Genomic DNA, 26,256 nt, shown 5'->3' with positions numbered 1-26,256 from the left:
TCAGGGCTCTGCCCTGAGAACCCGCGGCCTTTTGAAAAAGGCCGGCGAAAACTTCAATACGGGTGCGGTGCCGGATTCCGTCCCTTACAGTAACTGATACATCAGTCCCAGATCACTCGCGTACCAATACAGCATACCATGCCCACGCTTCTGCAATCTGACCTGTAAATCCCACTCCGGGTACTGCTTGATGAGATTCATCTGACCACCGGTTGCAAACGCGACAAAGGAGATATAATTTTCCTTGGTCATGGGATGATCGCTTGTGATATACCAGTCGTTTTCGATCACTTCGACTTTCAGTTTCTGTGTATCATCTGCCTTTTTCGGCTCAAGCGCTTCGAGGGTACGGCCACAGCAGGACACCGATGCATTGCCGGTGCACAGAGTAAGATTCCCGCAGACCGGACAGACGTAGAACTTTGCTTTTTTCATATTTCCTCCTACAAAATCGTTGGGCGCAAGCTCACCGGAGAGCATACGCGCAAGATCGACGCCGAGAATGACCGAGAGATCACCGAGGAGCGAAACGTCGGGACAACCGAGTCCACGCTCCCACTTGGAAACAGCCTTGTCACTGAGCCCGAGACGGTCAGCGAGAGCTTTTTGCGTCATGCCTTTCTCGCGGCGCAGCACGCGGATAAGCGCTCCGAATTTCTGTTGATTCATAAACCTATCACCCTGTAAAGCTTATCAGATTTCGCGAGAAAAGACAATCGACGAACGGTAGAGTTTGAACGAACCATGCACCGCACCCCTTACTGAAAGTTTCGCCAGCCTTTTCAAAGACTGCGGGTTCTCAGGGCAGAGCCCTGAGCCGTGTCCCGCAGGACACGGAATCCCCTTTTTGATTTTCGCCTTGCGAAAATCAACCAAAATAAAAACAAAAGCGCTCGCCGCAGCGAGCGAAAACCTTCCGTTCTCCGTTCATGGCTTGGCCGAACAAGTCGGCCACAGCCTTACGGATTTAGAAAATACCCCACCGGGGTATTTTCTAAATCCGTAAGGCTCATGGAAAACCAACCTGCCGGATTGGTTTTCCCCTCTCCTGCCGTTCGTACATTCCCTCCGTTCAAGCTGCCGCAGTCAGGGCAAAGAAAAAGGAAAGACCGTCCCTTCGGACGGTCTTTCTCATGAGCGGCCAACGGCCGCAGAGTATTTCGCTCGCTGAAGCGAGCGATTTTTTTAATTTTCAGGTTGAAACCCGGGTCGGACACCGGGTTTCAAGAGGGGATTTCGCATCCTGCGGGATGCGACTTGAGGCTCTGCCTCAAGACTCCGCAAGCCTTTCGAGAAAGGCTTGAGCGAAAGCTTCAATTAGGGGTGCGGTGCTTATTCTTTCTCCTCAGAGATTCCCATTTCGAGCTTGGGCTGTTCCATGAGCTTCATAAACTCTTCGCCCGTGATGGTCTCGTGGTCATACAGATACTTGGACAGCGCATGCAGCTTATCCATATTATCACTCAGCAGCTGTCTTGCCTTCTCATACTGACGGCGCACCAGCTCAACGACCATACGATCGATTTCGGCAGCGGTCTGGTCAGCGCAAGCCATGGATGCATCGCCGCCGAGGTAAGCATTGTGTACCTGCTCGAAAGCGACCATACCGAAGGCCTCACTCATACCGAAACGGGAGATGAGGGCACGTGCCAGACGAGTCGCCTGTTCGATATCGTTGGACGCGCCGGTGGTGATCGAATGCAGGGCAAGCTCTTCCGCAACACGACCGCCGGTGAGGGTTGCGATCTTGTTTTCCAGTTCCTCGCGGCTCATGAGGTTGTGCTCTTCCTGATCGACCTGCATGGTGTAGCCGAGCGCACCGGAGGTACGCGGAATAATGGTAATCTTAGTGACCGGAGCTGAGTGGGTCTGGAGCGCAGCAACCAGCGCGTGACCGATCTCGTGATAGGAGACGATGAGCTTTTCCTTGTTGGACAGAATCTTGTTTTTCTTCTGATAGCCAGCAATGACGACTTCCACGCTCTCTTCGAGGTCGGACTGGGAAATCTTGTCGCGACCAGCACGGACAGCACGCAGCGCGGCTTCGTTTACCATGTTGGCAAGCTCTGCACCGGATGCACCGGCAGCCATGCGCGCGATGGCATTGAAGTCCAGACCGGGTTCGCACTTGACCTTCTTGGCATGTACACGCAGGATGGCTTCTCGACCGATGAGGTCGGGCAGCTCAACGGGTACACGGCGGTCGAAACGACCGGGACGCAGCAGCGCAGGGTCGAGAGATTCGGGGCGGTTGGTCGCAGCCAGAATGACAACACCCTTGCTGCCGTCGAAACCATCCATCTCGGTCAGCAACTGGTTGAGCGTCTGTTCGCGCTCATCGTTGCCGCCGCTGATACCGCCTGCACCGTCGCGCTTCTTACCGATGGTATCAATCTCATCGATAAAGACGATGCAGGGCGCCTTCTCGTTTGCCTGCTTAAACAGATCGCGTACCTTGGCAGCACCCATGCCGACGAACATCTCAACGAACTCCGAACCGGAGATCGAGAAGAAGGGCACGTTTGCCTCGCCTGCGACCGCCTTGGCCAGCAGGGTTTTACCGGTACCTGGAGGGCCGACAAGCAGCGCACCCTTGGGGATGTGCGCACCGATGTCGGCGTAGCGCTGGGGATTGTGCAGGAAGTCGACGATCTCGGTCAAGAGCTCCTTTGCCTCGTCCTCACCCTGTACATCGGAGAAATGGATGCCTGTCTCACTTGCAACATATACCTTGGCATTGGACTTGCCGAAGCTCATCGCACCGGCACCCATTTTCTTCTGCATCGAGCGGGTCATCCAAACACCGAAACCGATGATGATAACGAGCGGAAGGAATGCGGTGAGGATGGGCGACGGGGTCGACGGCCAGATCTTGGTAAAGTTTACATCTGCGTCGAGCAAGCGCTGTACCAGATCGGGGTCATCGACGAGCGCGGTGACATAGACTTGGTTTTGCTCTTTTTGTGTATCGCCGACGGCTGTGAAGACGATACGGTTTTCACTGCTCTGAATCTCAGCCTCTTTGATTTGACCCTGTTCAGCCATAGTAACAAACTCGTTATAGCTGACCGATTGGGTTTTTGGAGCGATGAGGCTGGGCAGGAGCATGTTTGCGATGAACAGAAGCGCGATTGCGATTGCATAGAAATAGAATATGCGTTTTCTGTCGGGCTGTTTAACTTCTTTCATAATAATACTGCCTCATTTCCGGGGCATAGACTGTGCCCCCCTACTGTATAGATTGATTATAGCAGGGGAATATGTACGGATTGCGGATGAAGTTTGAACGAAGTGTAAATTGATGGAGAAATGTAACTTTGTCACTATGCAGTGCCAGCATAACCGGGAACGCCGAACAGCACGCACCCGCTGTGCGGGGTTCATACTTTCCCTCCCTATCGGCAGCTGAAATGTATATCTGACGGAAAGGGAAAACGGGTTCCCAAAGGGTGGAAAACCGTAGGTTGTCCATCCTTTGGCCTTCGTTTCCCTTCCAAGTGGACTTTCCAGTCCTCCCGACTGAACGGGAAATGCAACGGTAAGTGAGCGGCGCCAGCCGCTAAAGGAAAAACGCTTTAGGCGTTTTTCATGAGCGCGCTCGGCGCGCAAAGAATCTTGCTCGCTGCGGCGAGCGCTTTGAACGAGAGTTTGTTGAAACCCGGGCCGAACACCGGGTTTCAAAAGAGAGTTTCGAGCCTGCGGGCTCGACCAGGTTTCACCTGGACGGACTCAAGGGACTCGTCCCTTGAGAATCCCGAGCTAGGGGTGCGGTGCCTCACTCTCCCATGTTTCACGTGAAACATTCTCTTTTCCCCTTCTTTCCCCAGACATACCATCCTCTGCCCGGTCATAGAATGGTTCTAACCATAAAAAGAGGGAGTGATGTCTGGATGGCAGATGTGACGCAGGCAGTAGGAAAGCTGGTGGTGGCGGTGACGACCGCGCAAGGGACAATCCCGCTTCCGGGGGCATTGGTGACGGTATCGGCGCAGACTGAGGACGGGCCGGTTTTGTATCGAATCGTGCGGACGGACACATCGGGACGCACGCCGGTGTTGGAGCTTCCCGCGCCGTCGCTTTCCGATTCGCTCAGTCCCGACCAACCGACGCCGTATTTGAACTATACGGTGAATGTATCGCTGCCGGGGTATCAGACGGCAGAGGTGCGGGACATTTCGATTTTCCCGGGCATTGCGTCGACGCTGCCGGTACCGCTGACGCCGTCCACGGCGAGCGGGAATTCAACCGAGATCACCGACCTGCCGCCCGAGCTGCTGGACACGCAGTTTAGCAAGAGAGGACGGTGAGCGGAACATGGCATTACCGTATATTCCCGAGACGATCACGGTACATCTTGGGCGACCGGACGACCCGACGGCGCGCAATGTGACCGTGCCCTTTCCCGACTACATCAAGAACGTGGCATCGTCGGAGATCTATCCGACCTGGCCGGAGGCGGCAATCCGGGCGAACATGTACGCGCAGATTTCGTTTGCGCTCAACCGCATCTACACCGAGTGGTACCGCTCGCAGGGCTATGATTTTGATATCACCAACTCGACGGCGTTCGATCAGGCGTACGTCGAGGGGCGTGATATTTTCGACAACATCTCAGAGATCGCCGACGAGCTGTTCAATGACTATCTGGTCAGACCGGGTTCGGTCGAGCCGCTGTTTGCGCAGTATTGCGACGGCGACCGCGTCCAGTGCGACGGCCTGAGCCAGTGGGGCACGGTGCCGCTGGCAGAGGCTGGACTGTCGCCCTATGAAATTCTGACCGAGTTTTACGGTCCCGACCTCGCCATCGTGCGCGACGCGCCGACCGCGCCCAATCTGGGGTCATATCCGGGCTCTCCCCTGCGTCTGGGCGACGTGTCCAACGACGTGCGCACCATCCAGTTGCGCCTCAACCGCATTTCAAACAACTATCCGGCCATCCCGAAGATTTACCCGGTCGACGGCGTGTTCGATCAGGGCACGCTGGACGCGGTCAAGAAATTCCAGCAGGTATTCGACCTGACCCCGGACGGCATCGTGGGCAAGGCGACCTGGTACCGCATCGCCTACCTGTATACCGCGATCACCAAGCTGGCCGAACTCAACAGCGAGGGCGTGCGACTGGAGGACGTGACCGGTATTTTCCCGGACTACCTGCGTCGGGGTGATAAGGGCGACTATGTGCGCGTGCTGCAATACTACTTAAATGCCATCGGCGTATTCTTCACCGGAGAAGACCAGATCCCGATCGACGGCGATTTCGGTACCCTGACCGAGCAAGCCGTGCGTATCTTCCAGCGCGACTACGGCTTACCGGTCGACGGCATCGTCGGCCCGCAGACCTGGGCAAAGATCACCGAGATCTATAACGATATCGGCGCAGCCCTGCCCGAGTGGGAAGCCGCCGCTGGCGCTCCCCTGTTCCCCGGCCGACTGGTCGAGGGCATGCAGGGCAGCGACGTGCGTCAGGTGCAGGAGTGGCTGAATATCCTGTCGACCGAATTTCCCGACATTCCCAAACTGACCGCCGACGGCATGTTCGGCCCGCGTACCACCCAAGCCCTCACCACCGCCCAGTCCATCCTCGGCCTGACACCCACCGGCTTTGTCGGCCCGATCACTTGGGATACCCTGGCGCGCCAAGCCGCCCGTATCCAAAGCCAAACACAGGAGGTCACCCCATGAAACAACCCTACCCGCTCGCCTTCAACGGCCCACTCAAACCGGGCAGCCAGTCGGATGCCGTCTGGCTGCTGCAAGCCATGCTGTCGGCGATTGGCCGACATTATATCAACATCCACCCACCCAAACCGTCCGGCCAGTATGATGAATCGACCCGACAATCGATCATGCGCATCCAGCGTGCGTGCGGATTAACACCGGACGGCGTGACCGATGAAAAGACGTGGGAGGCGATCACGTTGATGTTCAGCCGCGGACAAAGTTTCACGTGAAACATTGTAAGGATAAGCACCGCACCCATATTGAAGTTTCGATCAAACCTTTTCAAAGGTTTGCGGGTTCTCAGGGCAGAGCCCTGAGTCGCCCGTCGCAACGGGCGAAACTCCCCTTTTTGATTCCGGTCAAAGACCGGAATCAACCAAAATAAAAACAAAAAGCGCGACCCGCAGGTCGCGCAATCTCTCCGCGCACAAAGTGCGCTCATGGAATCCGCTCCCATAGGGAGCGGATTCCCCTATCCCTGCCGCAGCTGCACACTCTCCGCATGGATATCCGCAGTCGGGGCAAAGAAAAAGGAAAGACCGTCCTTTCGGACGGTCTTTCCCATGAGCGGCCAATGGCCGCGGAGTATTTCGCTCGCTGCGGCGAGCGATTATTTTTTTATTTTAGTTGATTTTCGCTTTGCGAAAATCAAAAAGAGAGTTTCGCCGTCTGCGGACGGCGACTTGAGGCTCTGCCTCAAGACTCCGCAAGCCTTTCGAGAAAGGCTTGAGCGAAAGCTTCAATTTTGGCTGCGGTGCTTGTTTATTCCTCAGCGTTCAGCGCCTTAACCTTATCAAACTCCTGCGTAATCTCCTCAGACGGAGCAGGCGTGAGCACGCTCACAATCCAGATGACCAGGCAAGCGATGACGAATGCGGGCATCAGCTCGTAGATATCCCACAGACCGCCCATCGGAGCAATCAGGTACTTCCAAACGAAAACCATCACGCCGCCGGCGAACATACCAGCGATTGCGCCATAGCGGTTGGTTCTGCGCCAGAACAGCGCGAACAGAACGACCGGACCGAAGGAAGCGCCGAAGCCAGCCCAGGCAAAGGAAACGATGTTAAAGACCGAGCTGTTGGGGTCGCGTGCGAGGAAAACGCCGATGATGGAGATACCGAGCAGGGTCAGACGTGCACAGGTCATGCTCTGCTTAACGGTCATCTTCTTGCCAAAGACGCCCTGAATGAGGTTCTCGGAAACCGAAGAGGAAGCTGCGAGCAGCTGGGAGTCGGCAGTAGACATGGTGGAAGCCAGAATACCGGCGAGGATCAGACCGGCGAGCACGGCACAGACGAGACCGTTCTGGCTGAGCAGGTCAGCGATGCGAACGATGATGGTCTCGGAGGTCGAGCCTTCCAGGAATGCCAGATTGCCTGCCTTGGTCATGCCCAGACCAACCACACCGATCATCAGTGCAACGAACAGCGAGATAACGACCCAAGTCGAAGCCACGCGGCGGGACAGCTTGAGCTTTTTCTCGTCCTCAATGGCCATGAAGCGAAGCAGGATGTGCGGCATACCGAAGTAGCCAAGACCCCAGCACAGCATAGAGAAGCTGCTCAGCGCACCGTAGGTGGAAGCCGTACCGGTTGCCGGGTCGTAGGTCTGCGTCATGCTCAGGTAACCGGGCAGAGACTTTGCGTTGTCCAGTACCGCGCCGATACCGCCAGCCGAGTATACGCCGAAGCCCAGAACGACGAGCAGCGCAAGGGACATGATGATGGACTGAATAAAGTCGGTGGTAGAAGCTGCGAGGAAACCGCCGGTTGCGGTGTAGCCCACGATGACGATGGCCGAAATCACCATCGCCCAGAAGTAGTCCACGCCAAACAGGCTGGAGAACAGCTTACCGCAGGCAGCGAAACCGGACGCGGTGTAGGGAATGAAGAAGATGATGATGACGATGGCCGACAGACCCATCAAAAGACCGCTCTTATCGCGGAAGCGATTGTGGAAGAAGTCCGGGATGGTGATGGAGTTGCCCGCAACGTGGGTGTACAGGCGAATGCGCTTTGCGACGATCAGCCAGTTGATGTAAGTACCGATGGCCAGACCGATCGCCGTCCAGCCAGCGTCTGCGATACCGGTCAGATAAGCCAGACCGGGCAGACCCATGAGCAGCCAGGAGCTCATATCCGAAGCCTCGGCGCTCATCGCGGTGACGAACGGGCCGAGCTTACGTCCGCCCAAATAAAAATCACCGGTATCGTTGTTCTTTTTGGAACACCAGACGCCGATGAGCAGCATACCGATCAAATACACGACGATCGTGACCGAAATGCCGATCTGTGCAGTTGTCATGTTGAAGTGTTACCCCTTTCCAATGTTCTTGTGCGACAATTTAGTTTATTATAGCATGACAAAAAATAGACTGCAATGCAGAACAAAGTATAGACTATATTCTATACTTTGATAAAAGAAAACCCGGAAAACCGCATGGAAATCCGGGAAAAAATAGCTGTACGAAAATTAGGAAATCAGGTAATAACAGGTGCAGGATTTTTTCGGATTGTGGAAAGGAATCTGGGCATCATCTGCTTGCCGTAGGCGCGCAGCGAGTATTCCCCGCCCGAAATGCACCAATCGTAAATGAGCGCCCGCTCGCAGAGCGCGTACATTTTGACCATCTCGTTGACCGAGAGATCGTCGCAGAGCTGCCCGGCCTGCTGTCCCTCGAGGATGATCTGCCGGAGCAGGCGATAGTAAAACCGGGAGCGGTCGAGCAGATGTTTTTCGCCGCGGGTGATGAGCTGGGAGGAGTACAAACGCGCTAACAGATCGAGCGAGATGCTGTTTTCGATCATGGAAAAGAGCTCTTGGTTTAAATAGATGAGCTTGTCGAAGCTGTCCATGGAATCATCCATCTGCGAGACTAACGCCTCGTATTTTTCATCGAAGAGATAGGACAGAGAGCTTAACAGCGCGTCTTTGCCCTCGAAGTAGTGGTAAAAGGAACCCTTTGACGTGCCGGATTTGAGGATGATCTCGTCGACCGTGGTGTTGTCATAGCCCTGCTCATAGAATAACCGCCAAGCGGCGGAGACGATGCGACCTTTGGTGTTGCGGGTCTTACGCAAGAGAACCGACCCCTTTCTGGGAAATTGATGTAAGATAATGATAGCATAATTCACAGAAGTTCTCCACAGGTTGGGGATAAAAACTGCGGATAACCGAAAGCACCGCACCAATCCCCCGTCCCGCCCGCAGGCGAAATGAAGCTTTCGCTCAAGCCTTTCTCGAAAGGCTTGCGGGTTCTCAGGGCAGAGCCCTGAGTCGCGCTCCGCAGAGCGCGAAACTCCCCTATTGATTCCGGCTTTGCCGGAATCAACCAAAAATAATTAAAAGCGCCGCCCGCAGGCGGCAAGACTCTCTGCGCGCCAAGCGCGCTCATGGAATCCGTTCCCGTGGAACGGATTCCCCTATCCCCGTCCTTACTGCGCACCCTCTCCCTGTCAGACCGCAGTTTCGGCGACGCTCATGGAATCCGTTCCCGTGGAACGGATTCCCCTATCCCTGTCCTTACTGCGCACCCTCAATCTATCAGACCGCACTTTGGGCGACGCTCATGGAATCCGTTCCCGTGGAACGGATTCCCCTATTCCCATCCCTACTGCGCACCCTCCGTTTGTCAGACCGCAGTTTGGATAACGTGCAAAGGAAAAGACCGTCCCGGAGGACGGTCTTTTCATGAGCGCACTTTGTGCGCGGAGTATTGCGCGACCTGCGGGTCGCGCTTCTATTTTTGTTTTGGTTGATTTTCGCAAGGCGAAAATCAAAAGGGGATTTCGTGTCCTGCGGGACACGACTCAGGGCTCTGCCCTGAGAACCCGCGGCCTTTCGAGAAAGGCCGGCGAAAGCTTTATTTTCGCCTAGCACTCATCTTATCCGCGCACAGCGCGGGAATAAGGATAGTGACCTACGGGCCGGGCGGGTTTCCGTTCCCTTCTTACTTCTTGGGAACCAGAACCTCGGTGCCGCCCATATACGGCTGGAGCACCTTCGGGATGGTGACGGTGCCGTCTGCCTGGAGGTGGTTCTCCAGGAATGCGATCAGCATACGCGGAGGAGCAACAACGGTGTTGTTCAGGGTATGAGCCAGGTACAGCTTACCGTCCTCACCACGTACACGAATCTTCAGGCGGCGAGCCTGTGCGTCGCCCAGGTTGGAGCAGGAGCAAACCTCAAAGTACTTCTTCTGGCGGGGGCTCCAAGCCTCGATGTCGCAGGACTTAACCTTGAGGTCAGCCAGGTCGCCGGAGCAGCACTCAAGCTGACGAACCGGAACTTCCAGACTGCGGAACAGCTCAACCGAGTAGCGCCACATCTTCTCGTACCAGTCCATAGACTCCTCAGGACGGCAGACAACGACCATTTCCTGCTTCTCGAACTGGTGGATACGGTAAACGCCGCGCTCCTCGATGCCGTGCGCACCCTTCTCCTTACGGAAGCAGGGCGAGTAAGAAGTCAGGGTCTGGGGCAGGCTGGACTCGGGAACGATCTGGTCGATGAACTTACCGATCATCGAGTGCTCGGAGGTACCGATCAGGTACAGGTCCTCGCCCTCGATCTTGTACATCATCGCGTCCATCTCAGCGAAGGACATAACACCGGTTACGACGTTGCCGCGAATCATGAAGGGCGGGATGCAGTAGGTGAAGCCCTTGCCAATCATAAAGTCACGCGCGTAAGCGATCACAGCCTCGTGCAGACGAGCGATGTCGCCCATCAGGTAGTAGAAACCGTTACCAGCAACGCGTCCAGCGCTGTCCAGATCGATGCCGTTAAAGCTCTCCATGATCTGGGTGTGATACGGGATCTCGTAGTCCGGTACGACCGGCTCACCGAAGCGAGCGACCTCAACGTTTGCGCTGTCGTCCGGGCCGATCGGAACGGACGGGTCGATCATCTGCGGAATGGTCATCATGATGGTGCGAACCTTGTCCTGCAGCTCGGACTCCATCGCCTCGAGCTCAGCCAGACGAGCAGCCTGTGCGGTAACCTGTGCCTTGACGGCCTCAGCCTCAGCAGCCTTAGACGGGTCCTTCTTTGCCTGACCCATCAGAGCGCCGACCTGCTTGGACAGCTTCTTGCGGTTGGAGCGCAGCTCGTCAGCCTCCTGGATGGCAGCGCGCAGCTTGGCGTCGAGCTCGATGACCTCATCGACCAGCGGCAGCTTGTCGTCCTGGAACTTCTTCTTGATGTTTTCCTTGACAGCGTCCGGGTTTTCGCGGACAAAACGGATATCTAACATAATAAATCTCCCCCTTGGTAGGATTAAAGATTGACAGAAATAGAATGTGTGATTACTCAGCGGTTTCCTCGGACGGAACGACGCGAGTCTGCTGATAGAGTGCAGTGAAGAGGGCTGCGGACTCCTCGGTCAGCAGCGCATCCTGTGCGGTACCGTTGAGGCGCTCAAGGGTGTAGTTCGTGACCAGACCGTCGATGCGTTCCTTGGCCTCGGCGTTCTTGTTCTGGCTAAGCTCCTGCTGCGCCATGGTCATTTCGTACAGTACCTTTTTCTGATCGGACAGCTTTTCGACTGCCGCGAGCAGCTCATCGGTGTTTTCGGTGCCGGTCTGCTGCATGAGCTGGCTCAGGACCTTGGTCTGCTCCTCGACCGACTGCTGCAAGACCTGCACGCGAGCGTTTGCACCCTCTGCGGCGCTGGTCTGTGTGCTCAGCTGGTTGGTCAGCTCATTGAGCCTGCGATCGGAACGCACCTGCGCGATATAGCTCAAGAGAATGAGCGCAAGCGCAACGCAGAACAGACCGATGACGTAAAAGACCAGGAACTTTTTAGATTCCGGCTGTTTTTCGCCGCACGGCTGCGGGGCGTTGTTTTTTTCTTCCATGCGTTTGCCTCCTGTTTATACGGACAGTGTTTCCAGAGCGGCGACCAGTCGTTCGAGGTCGTCGTCTCCGTAGAACGCGAGTGATACCGTACCCGATGACTTGCCCTGTTCGATGCGGACGCGGCGTCCGAGGGTGTGCTCCAGTCGTTCTGCGAGTGCCGCGGTGTAATCGGGCTGAAACTCCGCGGGCTGATCGGGTTCGGACTGGGGTTCGGGTTCTTTTTGCAGGCTCTTGGCGTACTTTTCAGCCTGACGGACGCTCATGCCCGCCATTTTTTCCAGTACGTCATGGGTGCGCAGCGCTTCGTCCTTAATGGCGAGCACGGCGCGGGCATGGCCTGCGGACAGCGTACCGTCTGCGAGCAGTTCCTGCGCCTCATCGGGCAGGGACAGCAGGCGCAGGGCATTTGCGACAGCCGGACGGGAACGTCCGACGCGCTCTGCGACCTGTTCCTGGGTCAGACCGTACTCTTCCATCAGGCTGTGATAGCCCTGTGCTTCTTCGATGGGGTTTAGGTCTTCGCGCTGTAAGTTTTCGATGAGCGCCAGCTCCATGACCGTCTTGTCATCGGCCTCGATCACGAGTGCCGGGATCTCGGTCAAACCAGCCGACCGCGCAGCGCGCCAACGGCGCTCGCCTGCGATGATCTGATAATACCCGTTCTCGGTTTTGCGCACGGTGATGGGCGTGACCACGCCGTGCATCTCGATGGAGCGGGTCAGCTCCTGCATGGTCTCGGGTGAGAAGCGTTTGCGGGGCTGTTCGCGGTTTGGCTCGACGAGGGTCATGGGCAGCGTGGACACACCGCCTGATTCCTCCTCGGCCGCCATCAGGCTTTCGCCGAGCAGAGCGCCGAAGCCCTTGCCCAGACCGCCTTTCGCTTTTGCCATGGGACTCCCTCCTCCTTATTTACGGGTTCTTTTGCAGAAATTCCTCCGCGACCGCGAGATAAGCTGCCGCACCGCGGCAGGAACGGTCGTATGCGGTGATGGGTTTGCCGTGGCTGGGCGCCTCGGACAGGCGCACGTTGCGCGGCACGACCGCAGCGTAAACGCGGTCACCGAAATGCTTTTTGACTTCCTCGACGACCTGCACGGCCAAATTGGTACGACCGTCGTACATGGTTAAGAGGATGCCCTCGATGCGGATTTTTTTATTCAGTCCGCGCTGTACCGAGCGCACGGTTGCCATGAGCTGTGACAGACCTTCGAGTGCGTAATACTCGGTCTGGAGCGGTACCATAAAGGAGTCAGCCGCACACAGACAGTTTAATGTAAGAATGCCGAGCGACGGCGGACAATCGACGATGATGAAGTCGTAGTCATCGCGCACCTGATCGAGCACATCTTTGAGACGGAACTCGCGGCGCGGGAGCGAGATCAGATCGATCTCAGCACCGGCCAGATCGACATTGGAGCCGAGCACATCGACCCACTCAGTGTGTTCGATAGCGGCGCGGACATCGGGTTTGTCGGAAATGATGAGTTCATAAATAGAGGTCTCGAGTTCGTGGGGTTCGAGACCGACGCCCGAGGTGGCGTTGCCCTGCGGGTCGAAGTCGCAAAGCAGGACTTTCTTCCCTTTTTCGGTCAAAGCGCAGGCCAGATTGACAGCGGTCGTGGTTTTACCGACGCCGCCCTTCTGGTTGATAAGCGCAACGATTTTAGCCATTGGCGTAGCCCTTTCCCGGCCGCAGAGCGGCTTTCGCACCGTTCGGGCCGATTTTGATATGCTCTATTATTATAACACAACGGGTTAAGATTGCAACCGCAGTCGGGAAATGTTTCACGTGAAACACTGGATTTCCCGGCGATTGTATTCGACTTTCGTCGACCACCGCACCCCTAATTGAAGCTTTCGCCAGCCTTTCTCGAACCTTGCGGAATTAGAAAAGGCCCCTGTGGGGCGTTTTCCCGCAAGGCTGTGGCCGACTTGTTCGGCCAAGGCCCTAACACGCGGGCACCGTTGCCCTGAGTCGCCCGTCGCAACGGGCGAAATCCCCTTTTGATTCCCGGTGTCCGCCCCGGGAATCAATCTAAACAAACAAAAAAGGAAAGACCGTCCGAAAGGACGGTCTTTCCAGAGATTGCGCATCCTGCAGGATGCGCTTTTCTTTTTCATTTTAGTTGATTTTCGCAAGGCGAAAATCAAAAAGAGATTCCGCGCTCTGCGGAGCGCGTCTCAGGGCTCTGCCCTGAGAACCCGCAAGCCTTTCGAGAAAGGCTTGAGCGAAAGCTTCATTTTCTCCGTTCCCACTTAAATGAAATCATGTCTAATGCTCGGCGGTGTTCCCTCACCGGGCGACTTCATAAACAATTTAAGCAGGATAGGCGTAATCAGCGTCGTAACGATAACCACAAGCACGATGGGCGGGAACAGCGAGCTGTCGATCAGACCAACCTGCGCACCCTTCTGCGCGACGATCAATGCGACCTCACCACGGGAGACCATGCCCAGACCGATGGACAGCGAATCGCTCCAATTAAAGCCCATGAGCTTTGCGCCCAGACCACAGCCGACGATCTTGGTGATGATAGCGACGGCGAGCAGAGCAAAGGAGAAGATGAGCAGGCTGCCGGTCATGCCGTCGAGCTCGGTTTTGATACCCATGGATGCGAAGAATACCGGCGAGAAGAACATATAGGCCAGGATATTGACCTTTTTATTGATATACTCGCGGGCTTCGAGCAGATTGCACAGAATCAGACCGGCAAAGTACGCGCCGGTGATGTCCGCGATGCCGAAGTAGTGTTCTGCGACAAAGGAAAGGATGAGGCAGAAGGACAGGGCGTAAATCGCGATGCGGCGGTGATTGCTCCATTCATTGGTAATGGCGCGGAACAGACGGTACATGACGAAACCGACGATGACGACTAGAATGAAGAAGGCAACGATGCGGCCAAGGACGGCGATGGGCTGGACGGTGGGGTCGGTCATCGCGGAAACCAGCGTCAGAACGATGATGCCCATGATGTCGTCAATGATCGCAGCGCCCAGAATGGCCGTGCCAACCTTACCTTTAAGCCGACCCATTTCACGCAGGGTCTCGACGGTGATGGAGACCGAGGTTGCGGTGAGCACGACGCCGATAAAGAGCGCCTTGAGCATGTGCAGGGGTTCACCCGCGTCGGGGAAAAATACGAGGTAAAGACCGGTGCCGGCGATCAGCGGAACGACAACGCCGATGAGGGCGATGACGAAGGAAGCAAGACCGGTTTTTTTGAGTTCTTCGAGGTCGGTGTCCAGACCGGCCATGAACATCAAGAGGATGACGCCGATTTCGGACGTTTTGAGCAGGAAGTCGGTCTCCTCGACAAGACCCAAGACGGACGGGCCGAGGACGACGCCGGCGAGCAGTGCACCGACGACCTGGGGCATGTGAACGCGCTCAGAAATCAGGCCAAAGACCTTGGTAGACAATAGGATGACTGCCAGAATGAGCAGAAATTCATAAGACTGCATGTTGTAAATCCCTCCAATACCCTTTCTAAACAGTATAGCGTTATTATAGACTTTTTTGTTTGGGTGGACAAGTACTTTTTGACTATAAATTCCAGAAAAATTTGTGTAAAATGCCGAACAGCGTCTTGCAATCCGACCGTCCATTCGACCACGAGAATTATTATAACAGACAAAACGACCCGCTCGTAATTGTAGGAAATGACGAAAAGAAGGGCAAAATTGTAACCACGCGAAGAAAAAAAGCGCAGGAAACGGGAATGGATTTCAACCGGAGCAACCGTGTAACGCTCTGCGCAAGAATGTATCTTTCTGAAACCGTTTAGAGGAATCTACAAAGAAAATATGAAACTTTTATAGTTTCGATAGCGCACAAGAAAAACCGCCCAAAAAGGGCGGTTGGTATTTGTATAAAACGCTACTCGCATCTGCATATTGAACGACAGACTCTTCCAGAGGGATTGCCGAACCGGCAAGACGAAGAGCTCCAATCAAAGCCCTTCCCTTTTCCGTGCCTCACTGCTTTCCCGACTTGCGTGATAGTACCCAGGAACCCACGATCACGATGAGCATGCTCACGACCAGCGCCACCGTGCCGGAAATGCTGCCGCTCTTGTAGCCCAGACGCACCATCTGCAAAAGGATGATACCGCAAATGAAGGTGATGAGCTGAATCATGCGCAGCGTGCTCGCGTTGATTTTTTTCATATTATTCTGTGCTCCTTTCATCTTCTTTCCTGTTCAAATATTGGGGAATGACTCAATATATCCGGTCTAATTACGTCTATTTTTTAACTTTTGTTGTCTATTTTTTCGTGCAAAGGTATTTAAAATATATAATTATAGTAGTGAAAAATCAATATATAAAATAGATAAATTGTTTTAGGCGTTTTCATGCAATATGGCTATGCCCTTCCCGCTCGGCTCGGGCGCGTAAATCAGCACCGCAAAAGCAGGTCGTACTGCCGCACTGAGCGCCCAGACTGCACAAAACTGGTACTTGGCTCGCAGTTGTCCCATAAAATATACTGTCACAGCGTAGTGCCAGCACAAACGGGAGCGCCGGACTGCTCGCACCCGCCGTGCGGAGTTCGTACTTTCCCACCCTTTCGGCAGCTGAAATGCATATCTGACGGAAAGGGAAAACGGGGTCGCAAGGGGTGGAAAACCGTAGGTTGTCCATCCCTTGCTTTCCGTTCCCCTTCTAAGGGGAGTTTCCAGTCCTCCCAACTGCACGGGAAATACAGCGATAGCGGCTGCGGTGCCAGTCGCAAAAAGAAAACCGTCCCCATCGGGGACGGTTTTCATGAACGCGCTTTGCGCGCGGAGTATTGCGCGTCTGCGGACGCGCTAAAAATCAATTTAGGTTGAAACCCGGGTCGGACACCGGGTTTCAAAAGGGGATTTCGTGTCCTGCGGGACACGACTCAGGGCTCTGCCCTAAGAACCCGCAGCCTTTCGAGAAAGGCTGGCGAAAGCTTCCATTTAGGACTCTGCCGGGGTTTCGGCTTCCTCGTCCTCTTCTTCCTTATCGGTTCGTGCGATCGAGATGACCTTCACGTCCTCGCCGGTACGCATGACGATAACGCCCTGACTATTTCTGCCGCACTGACGGATATCCTCAACCGGGGTACGGATGATAACACCGTCATCGGTAATCATCATGATATCGTTTTCGGGGTCAACGACTGCGATACCAGCGACCAGACCGGTCTTATCGGTCAGGCCGTGCAGCAGGATGCCGCCGCCGCCGCGGTGATGGATAGAGAAGTCCTCAACCGGGGTGCGCTTGCCGTAGCCATTTTCGGTGACCGACAGAACCTGAGCACCCTTTCTTGCGCGGGCAGCGCCGACGACGTAGTCGCCCTCAGCCAGACGGATACCGCGTACACCGGCAGCCTGACGGCCCATTGCACGGACTTCGGTCTCGTCGAAGGTGATAGCACGGCCCTGATGGGTAGCGATCAGGATGTTTTCGTGACCCTCGGTCAGGCGAACGTCTACGAGCAGGTCGCCCTCAGCCAGACTGAGCGCACGCAGACCGACCTTGCGGATGTTCTGGAGGTCGCTGAGCACGACGCGCTTGATGGTACCGTACTTGGTGACGAATACCATGTACTTGTCGTCGGTGAACTCGCGGATGGGGAACATCGCGGTGATCTTCTCACCGGGTTCGATTTCGAGCAGGTTGATGATGTTCTGACCCTTGGCCGCGCGGCCTGCCTCGGGAATCTGGTAGCCCTTGAGCTTGTAGACCTTACCGAGGTTGGAGAAGAACAGGATGTTGTCGTGAGTGGAAGCATTGAAGATGCTGCGGACGAAGTCCTCCTCACGGGTTGCCATCGCGTTGACACCACGACCGCCGCGACGCTGAGCGCGGTAAGCCGAGGTGGGCATGCGCTTGATGTAGCCCGCATGGGTCAGGGTGTAGGTGGAGTCCTGTTCCTCGATGAGGTCTTCGATGTCGATGTCGTCAGCAGCAGCGGTAATCTCGGTGCGGCGCTCGTCGGCATACTGTGCACGGATTTCGCGCAGCTCGGCCTTGACGACCTCGAGCACGTTGTAGTCGGAGGACAGAATTTCGCGGAAGGATGCAATCTTGCCCTCAATCTCGCGGTATTCCTCGTTGAGCTTCTCCTGTTCCAGACCGGACAGACGACCCAGACGCATATCGATGATCGCCTGTGCCTGTGCGTCGTCGAGGTGGAACTCGAAATGCTCGGAACCATCTACGATGCCAAGGAGAGCAATCTGGTCAATCCAGAACGGCTCCTTGCACAGATTTTCCTTTGCCTCAGCCTCCGAGCGAGACGCACGGATGATGGCGATGATGCGGTCGATGTTGTCCTGATCGGTCGCAACCTTGAGGCCTTCGAGGATGTGCGCACGCGCACCGGCACGATTGAGATCGAACTGAGTGCGGCGAGCAACAACGTCCTTCTGGAAACTGATGTACCAGTCGATGATCTCGCGCAGCGACAGTACCTTGGGCTGCACCTTGTCCGGGCCTGCGTGCGGGATGGGCACGAGGGCGAGGTGGTTCATCGAGCAGGTGTCCTGGAGCTGGGTGTAGTTGTAGAGCTGGTTCAAGACGACCTGAGCGTTTGCATCGCGCTTGCACTCGATGACGATGCGCAGACCCTCACGCGAGGACTCATCGCGCACGTCGGAAATGCCTTCGATGCGCTTATCGCGCACCTGATTTGCGATGGACTCGACCAGACGCGCCTTGTTGACCATGTACGGAATCTCGGTAACGATGATGCGCTCACGACCGGACGAGCCGGGCATGTCCTCGATCTCGCAGCGCGCACGTACCTTGATCTTGCCGCGGCCGGTGGCGTAAGCCGCACGGATGCCGGCACGACCCATAACGATACCGCCGGTCGGGAAGTCAGGTCCCTTGATGATGGCGCACAGATCGTCGAGATCGGCCTCGGGGTGATCGATGACGTAGCACACGCCGTCAATGACCTCACCGAGGTTGTGGGGCGGGATGTTGGTCGCCATACCGACCGCGATACCCGACGAGCCGTTGACGAGCAGGTTGGGGATACGGGACGGCAGAACCACCGGCTCGCGGCGCTCCTCGTCGAAGTTGGGCACGAAGTCAACGGTTTCCTTCTTGATGTCTGCGAGCATGACGTTTGCAATCTTAGCCATACGCGCCTCGGTGTAACGGTAAGCCGCCGGGGGGTCGCCGTCGATGGAACCGAAGTTACCGTGACCATCGATGAGCGGATAACGGAGGGAGAACGGCTGCGCCATACGTACCATCGCGTCATAGACCGACGCGTCACCGTGCGGGTGGTAATGACCCAGCACGTTACCGACCGTCGTTGCCGACTTACGGAAGGGCTTATCAACGGTTAAGTTGTCCTCGTACATCGCGTAGAGAATACGGCGATGAACGGGCTTTAAGCCGTCGCGCACATCGGGCAGCGCACGGCCAACAATAACACTCATCGCATACGCGATGTAGGATTTACGCATCTCGCGGTCGAGATCGACCGGTTTGATGATTTGATTTTCGTATTCTTGACTCATTTGTAACCTCCAATGAGAGGGTTTTCCGCGGACGGTAAACTCCCGCCCGCGTGTGACATTCGGGGACGCACCCATCCCGCCCGCAGGCGAAAACGGGTCCGGGCCTGAGGCCCGGCGCGGTCCAGCCGCGCAGGCTGGCCGCCGTCCGCAGACGGCGGAATCCCCTATTGATTCCGGCCTCAGCCGGAATCAACAAAAAATAATTTTAAAGCGCGACGCGCACGTCGCGCAATTTTTTCGCGCGCCAGGCGCGCTCATGGAAAACCAACCTGCGGGTTGGTTTTCCCCTCCCCTGTCACCCAAACTGCGGTTTTTGGAAGCGCAGGGTGCGCAGAAGAGATCGGGATTTTGGAATCCGTTCCCGTGGAACGGATTCCCTAAGCGGCTTTCAGCCGCGGAGTATTTCGCGTCCTGCGGGACGCGATTCTTTGTTTGTTTTGGTTGATTTTCGCAAAGCGAAAATCAAAAAGGGGAATTTCGCACTCTGCGGAGTGCGACTCAGGGCTCTGCCCTGAGAACCCGCAAGCCTTTTGAAAAAGGCTTGAGCGAAAACTTTATTGTTTGGCGCGGTGCCAATCGTTAGATATCCAAATTCTCGACGTATCTTGCGTTCTTCTCGATAAACTCGCGTCTGGGTTCGACCTTCTCACCCATGAGCAGGGTGAACGTTTGATCGGCCATGGACGCATCGTCCAGCGTAACCTGAAGCAAGATACGGTTTTCGGGGTTCATTGTAGTTTCCCAAAGCTGTTCGGGGTCCATCTCACCAAGACCCTTATAGCGCTGTACGCGGACGCCCTCGCCCATTTCAGCGATGACGCGGCGCTGTTCGCCCTCGTCGTAGGTATAGCGTACGATTTTGTTCTTGTTATTGCCCTTTTCGTTCTTAAAGAGCGGAGGCTGGGCGATATAGACGTGACCCTGTTCGATGAGCGGACGCATAAAGCGGAAGAAGAAGGTCAAAAGCAGGGTACGGATATGGGAGCCGTCGACGTCGGCATCGGCCATGAGGATGATCTTGCCGTAACGCAGTTTGGAGATATCGAAATCCTCACCGAAGCCCGCGCCGAAGGCGGTAATCATCGGGGTGAGCTTATCGTTGCCGTAGACGCGGTCGAGGCGAGCCTTTTCAACGTTGAGCATCTTGCCCCAGAGCGGCAGGATGGCCTGATAACGGCGGTCACGGCCTTCCTTTGCCGAGCCGCCTGCCGAATCACCCTCGACGATGTAGATTTCGGTGAGAGCGGGGTCACGTTCCTGACAGTCGGCCAGCTTACCGGGCAGCGAGTTGGATTCCAGAGCCGACTTGCGGCGGGTCATCTCACGCGCCTTGCGCGCAGCCTCACGGGCGCGGGACGCGGTCTGCGCCTTGTCGATGATGACGCGGGCGACCGAGGGATTTTCCTCGAGGAAGATGGGCAGACGCTCGCCGACCATGGTCTCGACCAGCGTACGCATGTCGCTGTTGCCCAGCTTGGTCTTGGTCTGACCCTCGAACTGTGCTTCCTGGAGCTTGACCGAGATAATGACGGTCAGACCCTCGCGCACGTCGTCGCCGGACAGGTTCTTGTCGTTTTCCTTGATGAGGTTGTACTTTCTGCCGTAGTCGTTTAAAACCTTGGTCAGCGCCGACTTAAAGCCGGTCTCGTGAGTACCGCCCTCGGTGGTCTCGATGTTGTTGGCGAAGGAGATCATGCTCTCGTTGTACGAGTCGGTGTACTGCATGGCGACCTCAGCCATCGAGGTTTCGCGTGCGCCCTCCATGTAGATGACATCGGGATGGATGGGGTTCTTGTTCTCGTTGAGGTATGCGACGAACTGGCGGATACCGCCGTCGTAGTGCATGACGTCCTCGCGGACTTCACCGTCGCGCTCGTCGCGCAGGGTGATGCGGATACCAGCATTCAGGAACGCAGCCTCGCGCAGACGCTTGAGCAGGACTTCGTAATCGTAGTTTGTGGTCTCGAAGATCTCGGGATCGGCCTTAAAGCGGATGGTCGTACCGCACTCCTCGGTGCAGGGTACCGAGTGGATCTTCTGAACGGTCTGACCGCGTTCAAAGCGCATCATGTGCTTGTTCTGGCCGTCGCGCACTTCGGCTTCGAGCCAGAGGGAAAGCGCGTTTACGACCGAGGAGCCGACACCGTGCAGACCGCCGGAGACCTTGTAGCCGTCGCCGCCGAACTTACCGCCCGCATGCAGGACGGTGAGGACGACTTCGAGGGTGGGAATGCCCATCTGGGGATGGATGCCGACAGGGATACCGCGGCCATTGTCCGCGACGCGGATGACGTCATCGGGTTCGATGGTGACTTCGATGTGGGTACAGTACCCGGCGAGTGCCTCGTCGATGGAGTTATCGACGATCTCGTAGACCAGATGATGCAGACCGCGTTCGGAGGTAGAACCGATGTACATGCCGGGGCGTTTGCGCACGGCCTCGAGACCCTCGAGCACCTGGATCTGACTTTCGTCATAGGTCTGGGTGACCTTAAGGTCTAACATTTCTTCACTAATACTCATATTCATTCCTCTTTCGGGGTGGATCGGGAGAGACCGGCAGAAAAAAAGGCTTTCGCCGAAGCAGATCGGAGCAAGCCCAAGTTTGGGTTTAGAGGCCGGTCGTACCGTTCTGGATGCGGCGTGCCAGGACGGCGGGAGAGAGCTGGGAAATATAGAGGATCTCGCCAAGGGCGCCGTCGCACAGGACAGCGGACTTGGGCAGATCCTCGCAGGCGGTCACGACGCGTCCCTCGTCAGAGAGTCTGGCGATGAGGGAGCGCGTATGCTTCGACCAGGTAGCGGTATCGAGATCGAAAACCGAGACGATATCGCGCACGGGGAGCATATAATCCTGACCGATATGGACATACATAAGCGTGCGTCCTCCCAATGATTGATAGAAAAAAAGCGGGAGCAGATGCCGCGAAGAGAGCTGCTCCGTGATGGGGTTAGAAAAGTTTAGAAGTATGACACAAGTCACAAGATTATTATAGCATAAAAATAAAAAAATTTCCATGTTTATCTTGTCATAAGGGAGGAAAAAGGCGTAAGAAAAAGGGACAAAAACGGCAGGAGGAAACGAAATGTAACCAAATCCCCCAAAAAGCACCGCACCCCTACAGAAGTTTTCGCTCAAGCCTTTTTCAAAAGGCTTGCGGGTTCTCAGGGCAGCGCCCTGAGTCGCCCGTCGCAACGGGCGAAATCCCCTCTTGATTCCGGCCAAAGCCGGAATCAACAAAAACTAATTCAAAGCGCTCGCCGCAGCGAGCGCAATTCCCCTGCGCGCCAAGCGCGCTCATGGAAAACCAACCTGCCGGATTGGTTTTCCCCTTCCCCTGCCGTTTCTGCATTCCCTCCGTTTGTGCTGCCGCAGTTAGGGCGACGCTCATGGAATCCGTTCCCGTCGGAACGGATTCCCCTTCCCCTGCCGTTTCTGCATTCCCTCCGTTTCGGCTGCCGCAGTCAAGGCGACGCTCATGGAATCCGTTCCCGTGGAACGGATTCCCCTTCCCTGCCCTTCGTGCATTCCCTCCGTTTGGGCTGCCGCAGTTAGGGCGACGCTCATGGAATCCGTTCCCGTGGAACGGATTCCCCTTCCCTGCCGTTTCTGCGCTCTCTCCGTTCCGGCTGCCGCAGTCAGGACGACGCTCATGGAATCCGTTCCCGTCGGAACGGATTCCCCTTCCCTGCCCTTCGTGCATTCCCTCCGTTTGTGCTGCCGCAGTCAGGGCGACGCTCATGGAATCCGTTCCCGTGGAACGGATTCCCCTTCCCTGCCGTTTCTGCATTCCCTCCGTTTGTGCTGCCGCAGTCAGGACAACGGACAACGGGAAAGACCGTCCCGGAGGACGGTCTTTCCCATGAGCGCACTTTGTGCGCGGAGTATTTCGCTCGCTGCGGCGAGCGATTATTTTTTTGTTTGGGTTGAAACCCGGGTCGGACACCGGGTTTCAAAGGGGAATTCCGTGTCCTGCGGGACACGGCTCAGGGCTCTGCCCTGAGAACCCGCAGCCTTTTGAAAAAGGCTGGCGAAAACTTCATTTCGCCTGCGGGCGGGATTCCTATCCCCTCACCGTTCCCTTTTCCACGTGGAACACAGTACCCGCGTGGAACCGCGCAGCAGTCTCCTCTTCACAGCAGGTAATAATCACCTGACCCTGCCCCAAATGATTGAGTACGAAGTCCTGGCGGGAGCGGTCAAGCTCGCTGAGCACGTCATCGAGCAGCAACACAGGATAAACATTATCCTCATCAAAGAACAATTCCCGCTCTGCGAGTTTAAGCGCGAGCGCAGCCGTTCTGGCCTGACCCTGCGACGCGAAGGATGCAGCGGACACGCCGCCGAGGTTTAGGATGAGATCATCCTTATGCGGGCCGGACAGGCAGGACTTGGCCGCGATCTCTGCCGCACGGTGATTCATGGCATGGCTTTGCAGCTGAGCCTCGATGACGGCAGGCGATGCGTAGGGGTCTGAGACGCTCGAGACGGTATGATAGACGCATTCGAGTGTCTCATGGGGTGCGGCCTCGGCGTGGAGCGTCTGAGCGCGTCCTGCGAGCTTACGGATATAGTATGCGCGGTAGCGGATGATGAGCGCACCCAGACGGCACAGACGCAGCGTGAAGTCGTCAAGCAAATCCAGCATTGCAGGTTTTTCCTCGCTGTCCTTCAAAATACGCAATTTGTGCGCAAGCACTCTTTCATATTCTGCAAGTGCGCTTGCATATTGCGGTCGTAATTGGCACAGGGCAGCGTCCAGGAATTTACGTCTGGCAGCCGCACCGGCGCGGACGAGGAACAGGTCGTCGGGGCAGAATAATACAGTGCGTAATAATCCCCTCGCCTCACCCTGCCTTCGCAGACGGATGCCGTTTTTGTAGAGCTCCATGGCTCGGTCGCGGTGCAGGCGCAGTTCCAGCTCGACTTCCATGCCCTCGGTGTCGAACGAACCGCGAATCAGACCGTGATCGCAGCCGAAGCGCAGACCTTCTTTTTTCTGCGCGGTGCGGAACAGCTTGATGGTAGACAGCGCCGCCGCAGCTTCGAGCAAGTTGGTCTTGCCCTGAGCATTTTCTCCGACGATCAGATTGACCGCCGGGTCGAAGCACAGGTCAGCCCGTTCATAATTACGAAAATTTTCCAGCGTCAGCGTGCGGATCAAGCGTCCGGCCTCCTTGTCGGGTGAAGAATTTGAACTGTTTCACGTGAAACAATGGGGATTTTAGATGATTTTGACGGTTTCGCCGTCCAGCGTGACCGTATCGCCGGGGCGCAGCTTTTTGCCGCGCATGAGGCAAGGCTCACCGTTGACCAGAATTTCGCCCTCAGAAATGCGGATTTTAGCCTCACCGCCGGACGAAACCAGGTTTGCAAACTTCAAAAGTGCATCGAGCTTAATAAACTCGCTCTGAATCTGAATCTCACGCATCGGCTTTCAACCTCACAGGCAGAACGAGATAAGTGTACTTTTCGCCCTCGGTCGGGGTGATAACGATGGGGTTGAGAGCGCCCTTGATGGACAGCTGGATGGTGTCATCGCTGCAAGCGCGGAGCGCATCGAGCAGATAACGGCTGTTAAAGCCGATTTCCAGCGGGTCAACCGAGCCATTGATGGCGCATTCGTCGTAAGATTTGCCGACGGCGGTGATGCAGGTCATCTTCATAACCGAGCCATCGAAGGTAATACGGACGGGATTTTTGAGTTTTTCGGACACGAGCAGGGATACGCGCTCGAGGCAGGTGATGAGTTCGCGGGTATCTGCGGTGACGGTGTACTCAAAAGAGGCCGGAATTGCGGCATTATAGTTCAAAAATTCGCCATCGATCAGGCGGCAGACCAGAGTGGTCTTGCCCAGAGCGAACAAAATGTGTTTTTCGCCGGGGCAAACGGTCGCGACCGAGTCGCCGTCCTCGTGCAGAATGCGCTCGATTTCGCGCAGCGCGGTGCCCGGAACGACGAATTTCATGTCCTCAGCCGGTGCATTTTCCAACATTTCGCGGCGGATGGACAGACGGAAGCCGTCGACAGCGACAACGGTCAGCTTGCCGTCGGTCAGCTCGAACAAACATCCGGTGTGAATGGGCTTGGCCTGGTTGTCGGAGACCGCGAAAACGGTCTGGTTAATCATGGATTTCAGCACTTTTTCGTGCATCGGAATTTCGCAGGCAGCGTCAACTTCGGGCATGGCCGGGAAATCGTCGGAAGCCGAGGCCACGAGGTTGAAAACCGAGCGGCCGCACTTAATGGTGGTCAGCAGTTTGTCGTCGGTCTCGACATAAACAACATCATTGGGCAGCTTGCGGACGATGTCGCCGAGCAGCTTTGCACTCAAAACGATCTCGCCGGGTTCTAAAACGTCGGCATCGACCTGGGTACGAATGCCCATCGACAAATCGTAGCCGGACAGGGTCAGGGTGTCGGTCGCAGTCAGGCGCAGACCTTCGAGAATTGCGATGGTGGATTTTGTCGATACGGCACGAGATGCAATCGAGATTGCGTCGAGGAATGCCGATTTTTCGCAGGAAAATTTCATGGTGTTTGGTAGTCCTTTCTTTATCCACAGGAGATGTGGAGATTACGCCGCATTTCCCGGGTAATGGCGGAAAGAAATAGAAGGATAATTTTATAGTCGTAGTAGTAGAGCTGTGGAAGCTGTGGAAAAGCCGAAAAAGTCCATGAACGTCATGGGATTTTTTGTCCCCATGCGGATGTGGATGGATTTGGACGAATTGTGGGGAGAAATTTGGGGAAATGTTTATCCACAGTTTGTCCATCCACAATCCACAGGCGGTGTGGATAAAATTTCGGCCGAAAAATCCCAGCACCGCAGCCCCCATTGAAAGTTTCGCCAGCCTTTTCAAAGGCTGCGGGTTCTCAGGGCAGCGCCCTGAGTCGCACTCCGCAGAGTGCGAAATTCTCTTTTGAAACCCGGTATTCGGTCCGGGTTTCAACGAAACTCTCGTTTGAAGCGCCGCCCACAGGCGGCAAGACTCTTTTTGAATCCCGGTGTTCGCCCCGGGATTCAATTTACCTGTCGTTCGTATCTATATAATATAGAGGACTGGCGGTAAGATGGGGTGAAAAAACCAATCCAGCAGGTTGGTTTTTATGAGCGCGCTTTGCGCGCAGGGGAATTTCGCGCTCTGCGGAGCGCGATTTTGTT

At 55.9% G+C, this 26,256-nt stretch carries 23 protein-coding genes; 6 read left to right on the top strand and 17 right to left on the bottom strand.

Annotated elements, in window-relative coordinates; genetic code table 11:
* Positions 1 to 84: 84 nt before the first annotated feature.
* A complete protein-coding gene (locus B5F17_RS05235) occupies positions 85 to 669 on the bottom strand; it encodes a helix-turn-helix domain-containing protein (RefSeq protein ID WP_087371556.1) in 585 nt (194 codons plus the stop codon).
* Positions 670 to 733: 64 nt separating this feature from the next.
* On the opposite strand from B5F17_RS05235, the gene B5F17_RS14635 reads away from it, so the two are divergent.
* Positions 734 to 1,006 (top strand): hypothetical protein, encoded by a 273-nt coding sequence (locus tag B5F17_RS14635; RefSeq protein ID WP_143287681.1) that lies wholly within the window; start codon positions 734 to 736, stop codon positions 1,004 to 1,006.
* Positions 1,007 to 1,332: 326 nt separating this feature from the next.
* Here B5F17_RS14635 and ftsH read toward each other — a convergent pair whose 3' ends face one another.
* A complete protein-coding gene (ftsH, locus tag B5F17_RS05230) occupies positions 1,333 to 3,189 on the bottom strand; it encodes an ATP-dependent zinc metalloprotease FtsH (protein ID WP_087371553.1) in 1,857 nt (618 codons plus the stop codon).
* 701 nt (positions 3,190 to 3,890) lie between these two features.
* Here ftsH and B5F17_RS05225 point away from each other — a divergent pair.
* The 4 genes from B5F17_RS05225 to B5F17_RS14805 all read left to right on the top strand — a co-directional run bounded on the left by B5F17_RS05225 (position 3,891) and on the right by B5F17_RS14805 (position 6,509).
* Positions 3,891 to 4,307: a carboxypeptidase regulatory-like domain-containing protein gene (locus tag B5F17_RS05225; RefSeq protein ID WP_016148849.1), complete on the top strand. Its 417-nt coding sequence runs from the start codon at positions 3,891 to 3,893 to the stop codon at positions 4,305 to 4,307.
* Positions 4,308 to 4,314: 7 nt separating this feature from the next.
* The gene (locus B5F17_RS05220; RefSeq protein WP_087371551.1) at positions 4,315 to 5,682 is read left to right on the top strand and encodes a peptidoglycan-binding protein; all 1,368 of its coding nucleotides are present in this window, start codon (positions 4,315 to 4,317) and stop codon (positions 5,680 to 5,682) included.
* Complete coding sequence (locus tag B5F17_RS05215) at positions 5,679 to 5,951, top strand: peptidoglycan-binding domain-containing protein (protein WP_087371548.1); 273 nt, start codon at positions 5,679 to 5,681, stop codon at positions 5,949 to 5,951. Before B5F17_RS05220 ends, B5F17_RS05215 begins: the two co-directional genes overlap by 4 nt.
* A gap of 333 nt (positions 5,952 to 6,284) precedes the next feature.
* Entirely contained in the window at positions 6,285 to 6,509 is a 225-nt protein-coding gene (locus B5F17_RS14805; protein ID WP_162608087.1) for a hypothetical protein, read from the top strand.
* On the opposite strand, the gene putP is transcribed toward B5F17_RS14805, so the two are convergent.
* The 15 genes from putP to dnaN form a co-directional block, all read right to left on the bottom strand.
* On the bottom strand, positions 6,484 to 8,028 hold the full coding sequence (gene putP / locus B5F17_RS05210) for a sodium/proline symporter PutP (protein WP_087371546.1): 1,545 nt from the start codon (positions 8,026 to 8,028) through the stop codon (positions 6,484 to 6,486). The two genes, B5F17_RS14805 and putP, sit on opposite strands and share 26 nt — an antisense overlap.
* Positions 8,029 to 8,204: 176 nt before the next feature.
* Positions 8,205 to 8,804, bottom strand: a complete 600-nt coding sequence (locus tag B5F17_RS05205) for a TetR/AcrR family transcriptional regulator (RefSeq protein WP_087371542.1) — start codon at positions 8,802 to 8,804, stop codon at positions 8,205 to 8,207.
* Between the two features lie 869 nt (positions 8,805 to 9,673).
* On the bottom strand, positions 9,674 to 10,978 hold the full coding sequence (serS, locus tag B5F17_RS05195; RefSeq protein WP_016148855.1) for a serine--tRNA ligase: 1,305 nt from the start codon (positions 10,976 to 10,978) through the stop codon (positions 9,674 to 9,676).
* A 52-nt stretch (positions 10,979 to 11,030) separates the two neighbouring features.
* Positions 11,031 to 11,582 carry a hypothetical protein gene (locus tag B5F17_RS05190; RefSeq protein WP_016148856.1) on the bottom strand — a complete coding sequence of 184 codons (552 nt, stop codon included), beginning with the start codon at positions 11,580 to 11,582 and terminating at the stop codon, positions 11,031 to 11,033.
* 15 nt (positions 11,583 to 11,597) lie between these two features.
* On the bottom strand, positions 11,598 to 12,473 hold the full coding sequence (locus B5F17_RS05185) for a ParB/RepB/Spo0J family partition protein (protein WP_016148857.1): 876 nt from the start codon (positions 12,471 to 12,473) through the stop codon (positions 11,598 to 11,600).
* A 19-nt stretch (positions 12,474 to 12,492) separates the two neighbouring features.
* A complete protein-coding gene (locus B5F17_RS05180) occupies positions 12,493 to 13,254 on the bottom strand; it encodes a ParA family protein (RefSeq protein WP_016148858.1) in 762 nt (253 codons plus the stop codon).
* Positions 13,255 to 13,839: 585 nt separating this feature from the next.
* Complete coding sequence (locus B5F17_RS05175) at positions 13,840 to 15,045, bottom strand: cation:proton antiporter (RefSeq protein WP_087371536.1); 1,206 nt, start codon at positions 15,043 to 15,045, stop codon at positions 13,840 to 13,842.
* A gap of 513 nt (positions 15,046 to 15,558) precedes the next feature.
* Positions 15,559 to 15,750 (bottom strand): hypothetical protein, encoded by a 192-nt coding sequence (locus B5F17_RS05170; protein WP_087371533.1) that lies wholly within the window; start codon positions 15,748 to 15,750, stop codon positions 15,559 to 15,561.
* A 777-nt stretch (positions 15,751 to 16,527) separates the two neighbouring features.
* Complete coding sequence (gyrA, locus tag B5F17_RS05165) at positions 16,528 to 19,089, bottom strand: DNA gyrase subunit A (RefSeq protein WP_087371530.1); 2,562 nt, start codon at positions 19,087 to 19,089, stop codon at positions 16,528 to 16,530.
* Between the two features lie 579 nt (positions 19,090 to 19,668).
* Positions 19,669 to 21,612: a DNA topoisomerase (ATP-hydrolyzing) subunit B gene (gene gyrB / locus B5F17_RS05160; protein WP_087371527.1), complete on the bottom strand. Its 1,944-nt coding sequence runs from the start codon at positions 21,610 to 21,612 to the stop codon at positions 19,669 to 19,671.
* Between the two features lie 88 nt (positions 21,613 to 21,700).
* Positions 21,701 to 21,964, bottom strand: coding sequence for an extracellular matrix regulator RemB (remB, locus tag B5F17_RS14800; RefSeq protein WP_016148863.1), 264 nt, complete (start codon positions 21,962 to 21,964; stop codon positions 21,701 to 21,703).
* Between the two features lie 271 nt (positions 21,965 to 22,235).
* Entirely contained in the window at positions 22,236 to 22,481 is a 246-nt protein-coding gene (locus B5F17_RS14795) for a hypothetical protein (RefSeq protein ID WP_162608086.1), read from the bottom strand.
* Between the two features lie 672 nt (positions 22,482 to 23,153).
* Entirely contained in the window at positions 23,154 to 24,254 is a 1,101-nt protein-coding gene (gene recF / locus B5F17_RS05145; protein WP_087371521.1) for a DNA replication/repair protein RecF, read from the bottom strand.
* Between the two features lie 60 nt (positions 24,255 to 24,314).
* Positions 24,315 to 24,521 (bottom strand): RNA-binding S4 domain-containing protein, encoded by a 207-nt coding sequence (locus B5F17_RS05140; RefSeq protein ID WP_087371519.1) that lies wholly within the window; start codon positions 24,519 to 24,521, stop codon positions 24,315 to 24,317.
* Entirely contained in the window at positions 24,514 to 25,626 is a 1,113-nt protein-coding gene (gene dnaN / locus B5F17_RS05135; RefSeq protein ID WP_087371516.1) for a DNA polymerase III subunit beta, read from the bottom strand. The genes B5F17_RS05140 and dnaN overlap by 8 nt, the downstream gene beginning before the upstream one ends.
* A gap of 112 nt (positions 25,627 to 25,738) precedes the next feature.
* Here dnaN and B5F17_RS14625 point away from each other — a divergent pair, with 112 nt between their 5' ends.
* Positions 25,739 to 25,933, top strand: a complete 195-nt coding sequence (locus B5F17_RS14625; protein WP_143287679.1) for a hypothetical protein — start codon at positions 25,739 to 25,741, stop codon at positions 25,931 to 25,933.
* The last annotated feature ends 323 nt before the right edge of the window (positions 25,934 to 26,256 follow it).

This window comes from Butyricicoccus pullicaecorum, assembly GCF_002160355.1.
Taxonomy (GTDB): domain Bacteria; phylum Bacillota; class Clostridia; order Oscillospirales; family Butyricicoccaceae; genus Butyricicoccus; species Butyricicoccus pullicaecorum.
The sequence above is the reverse complement of the archived record's forward strand: the minus strand, read 5'-3'. Positions and strand labels throughout refer to the sequence as shown.